Source organism: Streptomyces sp. NPDC006365 (assembly GCF_042870755.1).
GTDB classification, from domain to species: Bacteria; Actinomycetota; Actinomycetes; order Streptomycetales; family Streptomycetaceae; genus Streptomyces; species Streptomyces xiangluensis.
Genome location: NZ_JBIAHS010000015.1, coordinates 195,237 through 207,984, shown reverse-complemented (window position 1 = coordinate 207,984; position 12,748 = coordinate 195,237). Strand labels below are relative to the sequence as shown.

The following is a 12,748-nucleotide window of genomic DNA, read 5'->3' as shown; positions in this document are numbered from 1 at the left end:
TACCCAGATGAGAGATACACCCCGCCCACAGGGGACTGTGGGCGATACAGGGTCGGGGCCTCCCCAGCTTCGCCCTGGTCGTGCCCTCGCGCACACTACTGGAGCCTCCGGCTCCGGAGGGTCTCCTCACCGATCGGACAGTCGCTCGCCCCAAACCCCCCGGGGCGTGCGACGACCCGGTCTTTACGGCCGTCTCGGAACTACCCCCCCTGTTCCGGGGCGGCCGACCTTGTCCCCAGCGGCTCTGACGGCTCTTGCCCTGGTCTTCGCGTTCCTCACCTGGCAGGTCGCCGGCGACGGCCCGCTGCGCCGCGCCGACGAGCGCCTCGGGCGGGCGATCGCGGACGGTCCGTCGCCGGACGGCTTCGCCGAACTCCTCGCGGATCTCGGCAATTTCACGGTCGCCGTCCCCGTCCTGGTCGTGTCCCTTGCGTACGTCGCCTGGCGCGCGCGTCGCGCCGGTACGCCCCGCTGGTGGCTGCCGGCGCTCGCGGCCCTGGTCACCATGGCCGCCGTACCCGCGCTGGTCGTCCCGCTGAAAGAGGCCGTGGGGCGCACAGGTCCGGCCGGCGTGGCGGGCGACGGCTACTACCCCTCGGGCCACACGGCGACGGCCGCCGTCGCCTACGGAGCGGCCGTCCTGCTTCTGCTGCCCTGGCTGCGCGGCTCGTACATACGCCGTGAACTCACCATCGGATGCCTGGTGTTGGTCGTCGCCGTCGGCTGGGGCCTGGTCCGGCGCGGCTACCACTGGCCGCTGGACGTGGTGGCGAGTCTGGTTCTGAGCGCGATGCTCCTGATCGCGCTCAGGAGGTTCCTGAACTCCCGCAGCTTTCGGCGCCGCTAGAAGCCCATGCCTCAGCTGTCGAAGCCGAGGCCCAGTCTGTCCAGCGTCTTCAGCCACAGATTGCGCCGGCCGCCGCGCGCGTCCGCCCGTGCCAGCGACCACTTGGTGAGGGCGATGCCGGTCCAGGCGAAGGGCTCCGGCGGGAAGGGGAGCGGCTTCTTGCGGACCATGGCCAGGGACGTACGTTCCGTGCGCTCCCTGGCCAGCAGGTCGAGCATCACGTCCGCGCCGAAGCGGGTCGCCCCGACGCCGAGTCCCGTGTAGCCCGCCGCGTACGCGACCCGCCCCTGATGTGCCGTACCGAAGAAGGCCGAGAAGCGGGAGCAGGTGTCGATCGCGCCGCCCCACGCGTGAGTGAAGCGGACGCCCTCCAACTGAGGGAAACAGGCGAAGAAGTGCCTGGCCAGCCTGGAGTACGTCTCCGGGCGGTCGTCGTATTCGGCGCGGACCCGGCCGCCGTACGGATAGACCGCGTCGTAGCCGCCCCACAGGACACGGTTGTCGGCCGACAGCCGGAAGTAGTGGAACTGGTTGGCGCTGTCTCCGAGGCCCTGGCGGTTCTTCCAGCCGAGGGAGGCGAGTTGTGCGTCGGTGAGCGGCTCGGTCATCAGGGCGTAGTCGTAGACCGGGACGGTGTACGAGCGGACGCGTCGGACCAGGTTCGGGAAGATGTTCGTGCCGAGGGCGACGTGGCGGGCGCGGACGCCGCCGTACGGAGTGCGTACGGCCATACCTGCGCCGTGTGCCTTCAGGCCGAGCGCGGGCGTGTGCTCGTACACGCGGACGCCCAGCTCGACGCAGGCGCGTTTGAGGCCCCAGGCGAGTCTGGCGGGGTTCAGGAGCGCTACGCCGTGGCGGTCGTGGAGGCCGGCGAGGAATGTCGGTGAGTCGACTTGTTTCCGTACGGCGTCGACGTCCAGGTACTCGATGCCGTCCGCGAGTCCGTGGCCTTCCAACTCCCCGTACCAGTCACGGAGTTCGGCGGCCTGGTATGGCTCGGTGGCGACATCGATCTCGCCGCTGCGCTCGAAGTCGCAGTCGAGGGAGTAGCGGGCGACGGTGGCCTCGATCGCGTCGAGGTTGCGCGCCCCCAGTTCCTGGAGGGTGTCGATCTCATCCGGCCAGCGGCTGAGGCCGTTGGCCAGGCCGTGCGTGAGTGAGGCGGCGCAGAAGCCGCCGTTGCGTCCGGAGGCGGCCCAGCCCGTCTCGCGGGCTTCGACGAGCACGACGTCCCGCTGCGGGTCGCGTTCCTTGGCGAGCAGCGCGGTCCACAGTCCGCTGTAGCCGCCGCCGACGACGAGCAGATCGCAGGTCTCGGCGGTGGTGAGGGCGGGCTCAGGGTGGGGCTTTCGGGGGTCGTCCAGCCAGTAGGAGACGGGCTGGGCCTCAGAGAGGGATTTTGTCCAGCGTTCATGAGGGGTCATGCCTTTTGCCTGTTCCGGCGACCGCTGATGACCATTCCGGCCAGCACGATCAGAACGGCGACGATGAACATGCCCGTACCGATGACATTGATCTGGACCGGTGTGCCGCGTTGCGCCGAGCCCCACACGAACATGGGGAAGGTGACCGTCGCGCCCGCGTTGAAATTGGTGATGATGAAATCGTCGAAGGAGAGCGCGAAGGCGAGCAGCGCGCCCGCGACGATTCCCGGGGCCGCGATGGGCAGGGTGACCCGGACGAAGGTCTGGAACGGCCCGGCGTACAGGTCGCGCGCGGCTTCCTCCAGCTTCGGGTCCATCGACATGACGCGCGCCTTGACGGCTGTCACGACGAAGCTGAGGCAGAACATGATGTGGGCGATCAGGACTGTCCAGAAACCCAGCTGAGCCCCCATGTTGAGGAAAAGGGTCAGCAGGGAGGCAGCCATCACTACCTCGGGCATCGCCATGGGAAGGAAGATCAGCGAGTTCACGGCGCCCCGCGCACGGAAGCGGTAGCGGACCAGCGCGAAAGCGATCAGCGTGCCGAGCACTGTGGCGCCGAGCGTCGCCCAGGCCGCGATCTGCAGGCTGAGCGCGAGCGAACCGCACAGATCAACCACCCCGCACGGATCCGTCCACGCCTCCGTGGAGAACTGCTGCCACTCGTAATTGAAGCGGCCCTTCGGGTTGTTGAAGGAGAAGACCGTGACGACGGCGTTCGGCAGGAGCAGGTATCCGAGCGTCAACAGGCCCGCAATGACGACGAGATGGCGCTTGAGCCAGCGTACGAGGGACATTTAGACCAGATCCTCCGTCCCCGACTTGCGAATGTAGAGAGTGACGATGACGAGGATCGCGGCCATGAGAATGAACGAAAGAGCCGCGGCCGTCGGATAGTCGAGAACCCGCAGGAACTGGCCCTGGATCACGTTTCCGACCATGCGGGTGTCCGTGGAGCCGAGCAGATCGGCATTGACGTAATCACCGCTGGCGGGGATGAACGTGAGGAGCGTGCCGGAGACGACACCCGGCATGGACAGTGGGAAGGTCACCTTGCGGAAGGTCGTGAACGGCTTGGCGTACAGGTCGTTCGCCGCCTCGTGGAGGCGTCCGTCGATGCGCTCGAGCGAGGTGTAGAGCGGCAGGATCATGAACGGCAGGAAGTTGTACGTGAGTCCGCAGACCACCGCGAGCGGCGTGGCCAGTACGCGGTCACCGGCCGTGATGCCGAGCCAGCTCGTCACATCGAGCAGGTGCAGCGAGTTCAGGGCGCCGACGACCGGGCCGCCGTCCGCGAGGATCGTCTTCCAGGCGAGCGTACGGATCAGGAAGCTGGTGAAGAACGGCGCGATGACCAGGATCAGGATCAGATTCCGCCAGCGGCCCGCGCGGAACGCGATCAGATACGCGAGCGGGTAGCCGAGCAGCAGACACAGGACGGTGGCGGTGCCGGCGTAGAGCACCGAGCGCAGGAACTGCGGCCAGTACTCGGACACCGCGTCCCAGTAGGTCGCGAAGTGCCAGGTGACCTTGTAGCCCTCCTCCAGGGAGCCCGTCTGCACGGACGTGGAGGCCTGGTAGACCATCGGCAGTGCGAAGAAGAGCAGCAGCCAGAGGATGCCGGGCAGGAGCAGCCAGTACGGGGTGAGGCGGCCTCTTCTGCGCGGGGGCTTCTTCTGAGGGGCTGGGGCGAGAGGCGGTGGCGCCTCGGTGAGGGTCGTCATGCCGAGGCCTCTCCCGAGACGGTCTCCACGCCCGCGACACCCGCGTCGATGGATTGCGTCGCGTCCAGGCCGAAGGTGTGCGACGGGCTCCAGTGCAGGACGACGTCGGCGCCGGGGACGAGCCGGGCGTCGCGGTCGATGTTCTGGGCGTAGACCTCGAACTCGGGGCAGACGGGGCTGTCGATGACGTACTGCGTGGAGACGCCGATGAAACTGGCGTCGGCGATTGTCCCGGTGATGCGGTTGCGGCCATCGGGGATCGAGCCCGCGTCGTCGGCGTGCGTGAGGGAGATCTTCTCGGGGCGGATGCCGACGAGGACCTTGCCGCCTGTCGTGGTGGGCGCCGAACAGCGCGCCGCCGGCAGGGACAGCTTGCCGTCGCCCGCCCTGAGCACGACCTCGTCGCCGCTCTTGGTGTCGACCTCGGCCTCGATGAGGTTGGAGGTGCCGAGGAAGTTGGCGACGAAGGTCGTCTTGGGGTTCTCGTAGAGGTCGGCGGGCGAGCCGAGCTGCTCGACCCGGCCCGCGTCCATCACGGCGACCGTGTCGGCCATCGTCATGGCCTCCTCCTGGTCGTGCGTGACGTGGATGAAGGTGATGCCCACCTCGGTCTGGATGCGTTTGAGTTCGAGCTGCATCTGGCGACGCAGCTTGAGGTCGAGGGCGCCGAGGGGTTCGTCGAGGAGCAGCACCTTGGGGTGGTTGATCAGCGCGCGGGCGACGGCGACGCGCTGCTGCTGGCCGCCGGAGAGCTGGTGCGGCTTCTTCCGGGCCTGCTCGCCGAGTTGGACGAGCTCCAGCATCTCCTCGACCTGCTTCTTCACCGACTTGACGCCGCGCCGGCGCAGACCGAAGGCGACGTTCTCGAAGATGTCGAGGTGCGGGAAGAGGGCGTACGACTGGAAGACGGTGTTCACCGGCCGCTTGTACGGCGGCAGGTTCGTCACGTCCTGGTCGCCGAGTGCGACGGTGCCCGACGTGGGTTCCTCCAGGCCGGCGATCATCCGCAGGGTGGTGGTCTTGCCGCAGCCCGACGCCCCGAGGAGGGCGAAGAACGATCCCTGGGGGACGGTCAGGTCGAGCGGGTGCACGGCGGTGAAGGAGCCGTACGTCTTGCTGATTCCGGAGAGGCGGACATCGCCGCTGGTGTCGTTCGTCATGGTGGTCACGCCCCTGTGAGCTTTGCGAACTTCTCTTCGTAGGCCGTCTCTTCCTTTGTGCTCAGTGAGCGGAAGGAGCGCGACTTGGCGGCCATGGCCGCGTCGGGAATGATCAGTGGGTTGCTCGCCGCGTCCTCGTCGATCTTCGCGAGTTCGGCTTTCACACCGTCCACCGGACACACGTAGTTGATGTACGCGGCGAGCTGGGCGGCCGGGCCGGGCTCGTAGTAGTAGTCGATGAGCCGTTCGGCATTGGTCTTGTGGCGGGCCTTGTTGGGGACCAGCAGGTTGTCGGTCGATGTCATGTAGCCGCTGTCCGGGATGACGAAGTCCACGTCCGGGCTGTCCGCCTTGAGCTGGACGACATCACCGGCCCAGGCGATACAGGCCGCGAAGTCGCCCTTGGTGAGGTCGGCCGTGTAGTCGTTGCCGGTGAAGCGGCGGATCTGGCCCTTGTCGACGGCCTTCTGGAGGCGGGCGATCGCCGCGTCGTAGTCGTCGTCGGTGAACTTCGCCGGGTCCTTGCCCAGGTCCAGCAACGTCATGCCGATGCTGTCGCGCATCTCCGACAGGAAACCGACGCGTCCCTTGAGCCTGGGGTTGTCGAGCATGTCGGAGACGGACTTCACCTCGACGCCGTCAAGTGCCTTCTTGTTGTACGCGATGACCGTGGAGATGCCGGTCCAGGGATAGGAGTACGCGCGTCCCGGGTCCCAGTCGGGGTTGCGGAACTGCTGGGAGAGATTGGCGTAGGCGTGCGGCAGGTTGGACGGGTCCAGTTTCTGGACCCACCCGAAGCGGATGAGCCGGGCGGCCAGCCAGTCGGTGACGCAGATGAGGTCGCGGCCGGTGTCCTGGCCTGCCGCCAGCTGTGGCTTGATCTTGCCGAAGAACTCGACGTTGTCGTTGATGTCCTCGGTGTACTTGACCTTGATGCCGGTGCGCTCGGCGAACGCGTCGAGGGTGGGGTGACGCTTCTCGCTGTCGTCGACATCCATGTACTCGGTCCAGTTGGAGAAGCTGATCCGCTTCTCCTTGGCCGAGTGGTCGTCGGAGTCGACACCTGCGGTGTTCTTCGCCGCCGGGATGCCGCAGGCGCTCAGCGTCGCGGCACCGCCGAGGGCGAGGGTGCCGCCGGTGGTGACGCGTAGTAGCGAGCGGCGGCTGAGGGAGGTCCGGCCGTTTCGTTGGTGGTCCATGTCGATCTCCTCCGCCGTCGCGATCCCCTCCGGGGTGGGGTGGCGTGGCTCCAGCTCGATTTGAAGGCTGATCCTGACAGAGGAGGACCTGTCCAACAAGTGATTCCGTTGTTGCCATTTGATTAAGCGACGGAATCTGTTGATCAGGTTCGTGGGAGCGGGTTGCCTCCGGCGGTTGGGCGGGTGGGTTCGTTTTCGGGTGCGGGTTTGTGGGTGGCTGGTCGCGCAGTTCCTCGCGCCCCTGGGTTCGTTGGGGGTCGGGGCCGTGGGCCGGTGCGTCAGCCCGTCGCTGGGTGGGCATACGGCCCTTTGCTGATACCGGGCGCGGGTGGCCTGAGACAGAACCTACGCGACGGGCGTACGACGCACCGGCCCACGTCCCCTCCCGCCGGTGGGAGAGTGCGGGTAGTTGGGGGTACGGGCTTTCAGGGTGCCGGTCCGTTCGGGGGGGGGCGGGGAGTCGCAGTCTTTTGCCTTTCAGCGCGGGGCTGTATCAATTTGCGGCTCCGCCGCGTGGGCACGACCAGCCACGACGGGCCCGCAGTCGAGAACCGGCCTGTCACCCCCCACCCCCTGGCGGGGGCCTGGGGGCGCAGCCCCCAGTTTCGGGAAGGGGCGGGGCTGGGGAAAAGAAACCCTCCCCCAGGCGGGAGCCCTAGCGTGAGACGACGAAGGACGTGTTGAATCCGTCGTCGCCCGGGTTCGAGTAGTCGGACTCGCTGTCGGACAGCAGCCCGGGAGCGATGATGAACAGCACGAGCATGGTCACGCCCAGCGCCATGCCCGCGACACCGCAGATGATCCCGGCCAGCGCCTGTCCGGCGTTGGTGGCCTCACCACGCCTCGCCTTACCGCGCCCGATCGCACCGAAGATCACCGCGAGAATGCCCAGGATGATGGCCAGCGGCCAGAGGCAGAAACCGACCGCCGAGACAATCCCCAGCACCAGCCCCGCCGTGCCCATCCCGTTGCTCGGCGCCATCGGCATCCCGGGCCAGCCGTAACCGGGGCCGCCGCCGGGGGTGGCCGGGTAGTAGGGCTGGCCCTGGTAGCCGTAGCCATATCCATAGGGCGCCTGGCCCGGCCCCTCCGGGGAGATGGGAGGCGGAGGAACGGGTTCGCCGGGGCCGCCCGGGGCAGCGAAGGGGTTGCCGGACGGGTTCGACGGATTCGGGGGCGCAGCGCCCGGGCCCGCGTACGAATTGCCGTAGGCAGACGCACCCGGCGGAGCCACAGGATTGGCCCAGGGCTGGGCGCCCGGCGAAGGCGGCGTACCCGTGCCCGGTATCGAGGTGACTGTCGGCTGGTCATGCACAGAAGGCGAGCCGGACCCGCCCCGCTGCCCGGAGCCCTCGGCACCGTCGGGCGGCACGGACGCCCCCGCTCCCGGACGTGAACCCGCGCCCGGTAGCGACGCGGCCTCGTCAGGCGCACCCCACGGATTCGGCTCAGCGCCCGCCTTGTCCAGAGGAACCCCCGGCTGGGGAGCCGCGTCCCGCGGACCAGGGCTCGCGGCTCCGGCCGCCTGAGTCCGCTGTTCGAGCGGAGCCCATGGGTTCGGGTCGCCGTTCCCCGGCGTACCCGGCGGCTGCGCGGCGTCGGACATGCGCGGAGTCCCCTCTGTCGTACGTTCCGTCATGCTACGGCCGGACCACGGGCCCATGGCCCCGGCCTACGATGATCCCCGCACCATCCCGCATCACCGATCAGCCGATCACCCGCGCCCGCCGGACACTGGCAGGGCGCCGTTCCCGGGGAGGAACCCGTGACCGACCACCGCGACCCGAGCGTCCCGCCCGCCGTGCCCGCCGGGCCCGTTCCGCGCGACCTGCACAACTTCATCGCCGGGCTGCCCAAGGCAGAACTCCACGTGCACCACGTCGGCTCCGCCTCCCCCCGTATCGTCTCCGAACTGGCCGCCCGTCACCCCGACTCCAAGGTGCCGACCGACCCCGAGGCGCTCGTCGACTACTTCACGTTCACGGACTTCGCCCACTTCATCGACGTGTACCTGTCCGTCGTGGACCTCATCCGCACCCCGGAGGACGTGCACCTGCTCACGTACGAGATCGCCCGCGACATGGGGCGGCAGCAGATCCGGTACGCCGAGCTGACCGTCACGCCGTTCTCCTCGACCCGTCGCGGCATCGACGAGGGCGCGTTCATGGACGCGATCGAGGACGCCCGCAAGGCAGCCGAGGCCGACTTCGGGACCGTACTGCGCTGGTGCTTCGACATTCCGGGAGAGGCGGGCCTCGAGGCCGCCGAGGAAACCACGCGGCTCGCCACCACGGACAAGCTCCGGCCGGAAGGCCTTGTCTCGTTCGGGCTCGGTGGGCCGGAAGTCGGTGTGGCCCGGCCGCAGTTCAAGCCGTATTTCGACCGCGCGATCGCGGCCGGGTTGCGTTCCGTGCCACATGCGGGTGAGACGACCGGGCCGGGGACCGTCTGGGACGCACTGACCGAGCTGCGCGCCGAGCGCATCGGACACGGCACGAGTTCCGCCGAGGACCCGAAGCTCCTCGCGCACCTCGCCGAGCACCGCATCGCCCTGGAGGTCTGCCCGACGTCCAACATCGCCACGCGCGCGGTCCGGGCGCTCGACGAGCACCCGATCAAGGAGTTCGTACGGGCCGGGGTGCTCGTGACGATCAACTCCGACGATCCGCCGATGTTCGGCACGGACCTCAACAACGAGTACGCGGTGGCCGCCCGTCTCCTGGACCTCGATGAACAGGGGCTCGCCGCGCTCGCCAAGAGCGCCGTCGCGGCGTCGTTCCTCGACCCGGTCGGCAAGGCGGGGCTGGCCGGGGAGATCGACACCTACACCGCGGCATGGCTCGCGAACCAGTAGTGCTTCGTCAGGTTCTGGCTCTTCTTCTGCGTGTGGTGAGGGGGCGGCCGCAGGCGGTGCAGGTGCCGGTCCAGCACCTCAGCAGATCCTGGAAGGTGTCCAGGACTTGGTAGAGGGTCAGGCCGGCGACGGGGCTTTTGGGTCGAGCCGCCGCAGGGTGAGGAAGGCCTGGGCGGCGGTGACGAGGGTGACGTGGTGGTTCCGGCCGCGCCAGGTGCGACCCTCGAAGTGGTCCAGGCCCAGGCCGTGTTTGAGCTCGCGGTAGTCGTGTTCGATGCGCCAGCGCATCTTCGCCGACCGCACCAGGTCGGCGATCGGGGTGGTGGCGGGCAGGTTGGTCATCCAGTAGCCGGTGGGCTCGGCCGCGTCTTCGGGCTGCTCGAGCAGCAGGGTCCGCAACGGCAGTACCCCGTTCCAGCGGCTGCGTCCGCCGGCCGCTTCCTGCGCGGTTCGGGTGGCTTCCTTGCCCGAGGGCCGCACCTCGAGCACGGTGAACCGCGAGGTCATCGTGCCCTTGCTGCCCTGCCGCCAGGTGACGGACTCCAAGCGGGTGTCATTCGTCGGGCACCTGGGCCCGACGACGCCGCTGCTGGTCCTGCACCCGCTCCTCGGGCAGAAACAACTCCCACTCCAGCGGGCAGGACGCGATGTCAGTGGCCGCATGCACACTGACCGCGACCTGGCAGTTCGCCCGCTTGCCCAACGCCCCGCAGTACTGCCGGGCCACCCTCACCGACGCGGTGCCGCACTTGGGAAACGACACGTCGTCGATCACCCACACCTCAGGGCTGATCGCCTTGCACAACCCCTCGGCGATCCGCCGCCACACCGGCAGCGGATCCCACGGCGACTGGTTCACGAACTGCTGCAGGGCCTGCATGTTCCCATCCGGCAGCCTCTCGGCCATCGGCTGGATCGACTTCCGACGGCCGTCCGGCATCAGACCTCGCAGATAACAAGCGCCCCACCGCCGCTGATCCCGCCGCGGCACCGACCCGAAAACATCGGCAACAAACTCCGATAACTCACCCCGGAGCCGTTCCACCTCCCCCAGCCTCATACGAGGAAGATGCAGCGTCGGCGATTGACGACAACGCCGCAGATGTGCGTGCCAGGCCCCGCTCACGCCCGCTGATCAGACACCGTTACTTTCCTCCGACCTGATCCGCCGGACAGGCCCTGCCAGCACAATGGGCCCATGCGCACCGTGACTGCCGTGGCCCATCGCGGCGACCCCTACCGCGTCCGCGAGAACACGATCGACTCGCTGCGTTCCGCACTCCAACGGGGCGCGGACGCCGTCGAGTTCGATGTCCGGCTGACCCGCGACGATGTGCCGGTGCTGCTGCACGACGCGACGCTGAAGCGGCTGTGGGAACACGACCGGCCGCTGCTCTCGCTCTCCGCGGACGAGGTGCATGGGCTCACCTCCGGTGGCATTCCCACCCTGGAGGAGGCCCTGAAGGCGACCGGCCACGGCCGCTTCATGGTCGACCTGCCGGGCACCGCGAACCCCCGGGCCGTACGCCGGATCGTCGACGTCATCCGCGATCTCGGCGCCGACGAGCGCGTGTACTACAGCGCCGGCCCCGAGACCATGCTCGCCGTGCGCGCGGCCGACCCCGCCGCGGAGATCGCCCTCACCTGGACCACCCTGGCGCCGCCGCGCCCCATCCTCCTCGAAGCAATACGCCCCCGCTGGCTCAACTACCGCTTCAGCCTGGTGGACCGCGACATCGCCGCCCGCGTCCACCGCGACGGCTACCTCCTGTCGGCCTGGACCCCCGACACCCGCCGCTCCATGCGCCGCCTCCTCGACGCGGGAGCCGACTCGATCACGACGAACCGCATCGACACGCTGTGCTCACTGCGCCAGGTGCCGTCAGAAGCCCCCTAGGTCGTCACCCGGGAGCGCTGTGGCACCGTCGCCGGGTCGGTGGGCCTCGAGCGGGTGACGTACTGGGGCACCGGAGCGGTGTCCTTGCCGTTGTCGCGGGTGAGGCCGTAGCGGACGGCGCCCTGTTCGGGGCCGGTCGTGATGTCCTTGTTCACCGCTTCCCAGTCCGTCGGGAAGACGGTCAGGCCATAGGAGGCGCCGCGCTCGTTGACGTTGAGGGTGACGGTGCCGTCGACGTAGAAGTACTCGTTCTGCCACATCTGCTGGGTGCCTTCCGGCAGGACGGTGTAGCCGACGTCCGGGCCGCCCATGCCGGTGACATAGCCGGGCCGGGCTCCGATGACATCGTCCATCCGGCGACCGCCGCCGGACGCGACATGGAAGAGCTTGCCCCGCAGGCCCGTCCAGGTCGGCATGACCAGGCCGCCGGGCCGGTCGTGCGGGGCGATCTGCCAGCGCACCAGTACGTAGCCCTGGCCGCTGAGCGTCACGCTCTCGCCGCGGTGCTGCATCACGGCCCGCGGGCCGCCGGTGCTGGTGATGCCGGACTCGGTCCGGCGCGGCAGCTCGGCGGGACGTGCGTTCGGGTCGGGTGCCTGGTCGACGGCGTCGACGACCGTGCCGTACGGGCTGGGCCTACTCGTCGGTGAGGGGGTGGGCGTCGGCGTGGGCGACGGACTCGGGCGGACCGTGCTCCGCGCCGTGGGGGCCGCGATGGGGGGGCGCGGCTCGTCCGGCGGCTGTGTGACGACGTAGGCGCCGCCCGCGACCATCGTCGCCCCGGCCGTCATGGCCACCGCCGGCTTGGTGAAAACGCCGACGATCTTGGCGGACCAGCCGACGGTCGTGGCGGCCGTCGTCGCGGCGACCGCCGTCTTGCCGCCGAACACCAGCGACAGCGTGAAGCCGACCGGGACGGGGACGAGCGCGAGCCCGACGAGCAGGCGTTCGGCCGGTACGACCTTCTCGCGCCGCCCGGAACAGTGGCGGCAGTCCCGTATGTGCCGGGCCAGCCGCTTGCGCCACACCGAGTCGGGCTGCCCGTCCCAGCGGGCGGTGACCTCGCGCAGATCAGGGCAGGACGAGTCGAGCGCCCGCACGATGCCCCGCGCGGTCTCCAGGCGGGCCTTCATCCGCTGGACGCGCACGGCGGTGTGCTGCCGGCTGATGCCGAGGGCCGACGCCAGCTCGCGCCGGGTGAGCTCGCCGGCGACCTCCAGCCACCACAGCGAGAGGAGCTGCCGGTCTTCGTCGTCGAGCCAGCGCACCGCCTCCGCGACCTCGCGTCGCTGCCCCTCCAACTGAAGCCGCAGTACGGTCAGTTCGGCGAAGTCGGCGGCGTCGTGCGCGGCGTTCTCGGCCAGCGACTCGGACGTACGGCGCCGCGCCCGGTCCCGTATCTGCCGCATCGCAATGGCGACCAGCCAGGAGCGGAAACTGTCCGGATCGCGCAGCGAGCCCAGGTTGTCCACGGCCCGGAGCATGGTCTCCTGCACGACGTCGTCGACGTCCGCGTGACCGTTGAGTGCACGGCCGACGATGTTGTAGACCAGCGGCAGCCAGCCCTTGACCAGCTCGTCCAGGGCACGCCGGTCACCGGCCTGCGCTGCCGCGATGGTCGTACGCCACTGCCGACCGTCCAC

At 69.1% G+C, this 12,748-nt stretch carries 9 protein-coding genes and 2 pseudogenes; 3 read left to right on the top strand and 8 right to left on the bottom strand.

Annotated elements, in window-relative coordinates; translation table 11 throughout:
• Window positions 1-229 precede the first annotated feature (229 nt).
• Window positions 230-847 carry a phosphatase PAP2 family protein gene (locus tag ACFYO0_RS33215; RefSeq protein WP_388683529.1) on the top strand — a complete coding sequence of 206 codons (618 nt, stop codon included), beginning with the start codon at window positions 230-232 and terminating at the stop codon, window positions 845-847.
• Window positions 848-858: 11 nt separating this feature from the next.
• Here the strand turns inward: ACFYO0_RS33215 and ACFYO0_RS33210 are convergent, their stop codons facing one another.
• The 6 genes from ACFYO0_RS33210 to ACFYO0_RS33185 form a co-directional block, all read right to left on the bottom strand.
• Window positions 859-2,271 carry an NAD(P)/FAD-dependent oxidoreductase gene (locus ACFYO0_RS33210; RefSeq protein ID WP_388683527.1) on the bottom strand — a complete coding sequence of 471 codons (1,413 nt, stop codon included), beginning with the start codon at window positions 2,269-2,271 and terminating at the stop codon, window positions 859-861.
• A complete protein-coding gene (locus ACFYO0_RS33205) occupies window positions 2,268-3,068 on the bottom strand; it encodes an ABC transporter permease (RefSeq protein WP_388683524.1) in 801 nt (266 codons plus the stop codon). The genes ACFYO0_RS33210 and ACFYO0_RS33205 overlap by 4 nt, the downstream gene beginning before the upstream one ends.
• Window positions 3,069-3,995: an ABC transporter permease gene (locus ACFYO0_RS33200; RefSeq protein WP_388683522.1), complete on the bottom strand. Its 927-nt coding sequence runs from the start codon at window positions 3,993-3,995 to the stop codon at window positions 3,069-3,071.
• On the bottom strand, window positions 3,992-5,155 hold the full coding sequence (locus ACFYO0_RS33195) for an ABC transporter ATP-binding protein (RefSeq protein WP_388683519.1): 1,164 nt from the start codon (window positions 5,153-5,155) through the stop codon (window positions 3,992-3,994). Before ACFYO0_RS33195 ends, ACFYO0_RS33200 begins: the two co-directional genes overlap by 4 nt.
• A 5-nt stretch (window positions 5,156-5,160) precedes the next feature.
• Window positions 5,161-6,354 (bottom strand): spermidine/putrescine ABC transporter substrate-binding protein, encoded by a 1,194-nt coding sequence (locus tag ACFYO0_RS33190; protein WP_388683517.1) that lies wholly within the window; start codon window positions 6,352-6,354, stop codon window positions 5,161-5,163.
• A gap of 655 nt (window positions 6,355-7,009) precedes the next feature.
• Window positions 7,010-7,960: a DUF4190 domain-containing protein gene (locus ACFYO0_RS33185; protein ID WP_388683515.1), complete on the bottom strand. Its 951-nt coding sequence runs from the start codon at window positions 7,958-7,960 to the stop codon at window positions 7,010-7,012.
• A gap of 55 nt (window positions 7,961-8,015) precedes the next feature.
• On the opposite strand from ACFYO0_RS33185, the pseudogene ACFYO0_RS33180 reads away from it, so the two are divergent.
• Window positions 8,016-9,208, top strand: a pseudogene (locus ACFYO0_RS33180) (adenosine deaminase).
• 117 nt (window positions 9,209-9,325) lie between these two features.
• Here the strand turns inward: ACFYO0_RS33180 and ACFYO0_RS33175 are convergent.
• Window positions 9,326-10,268, bottom strand: a pseudogene (locus ACFYO0_RS33175) (IS701 family transposase).
• Between the two features lie 138 nt (window positions 10,269-10,406).
• Here ACFYO0_RS33175 and ACFYO0_RS33170 point away from each other — a divergent pair.
• Window positions 10,407-11,105, top strand: coding sequence for a glycerophosphodiester phosphodiesterase (locus ACFYO0_RS33170; protein ID WP_388683513.1), 699 nt, complete (start codon window positions 10,407-10,409; stop codon window positions 11,103-11,105).
• On the opposite strand, the gene ACFYO0_RS33165 is transcribed toward ACFYO0_RS33170, so the two are convergent.
• Window positions 11,102-12,748, bottom strand: coding sequence for an RNA polymerase sigma factor (locus tag ACFYO0_RS33165; protein ID WP_388683510.1), 1,647 nt, complete (start codon window positions 12,746-12,748; stop codon window positions 11,102-11,104). The genes ACFYO0_RS33170 and ACFYO0_RS33165 overlap by 4 nt on opposite strands.

What these genes read in the sequence shown, in the direction of transcription:
- ACFYO0_RS33210 (WP_388683527.1), bottom strand. Translation starts at nt 2,271, where the DNA reads ATGACCCCTCATGAACGCTGGACAAAATCCCTCTCTGAGGCCCAGCCC.
- ACFYO0_RS33205 (WP_388683524.1), bottom strand. Translation starts at nt 3,068, where the DNA reads ATGTCCCTCGTACGCTGGCTCAAGCGCCATCTCGTCGTCATTGCGGGC.
- ACFYO0_RS33200 (WP_388683522.1), bottom strand. Translation starts at nt 3,995, where the DNA reads ATGACGACCCTCACCGAGGCGCCACCGCCTCTCGCCCCAGCCCCTCAG.
- ACFYO0_RS33195 (WP_388683519.1), bottom strand. Translation starts at nt 5,155, where the DNA reads ATGACGAACGACACCAGCGGCGATGTCCGCCTCTCCGGAATCAGCAAG.
- ACFYO0_RS33190 (WP_388683517.1), bottom strand. Translation starts at nt 6,354, where the DNA reads ATGGACCACCAACGAAACGGCCGGACCTCCCTCAGCCGCCGCTCGCTA.
- ACFYO0_RS33185 (WP_388683515.1), bottom strand. Translation starts at nt 7,960, where the DNA reads ATGTCCGACGCCGCGCAGCCGCCGGGTACGCCGGGGAACGGCGACCCG.
- ACFYO0_RS33170 (WP_388683513.1), top strand. Translation starts at nt 10,407, where the DNA reads ATGCGCACCGTGACTGCCGTGGCCCATCGCGGCGACCCCTACCGCGTC.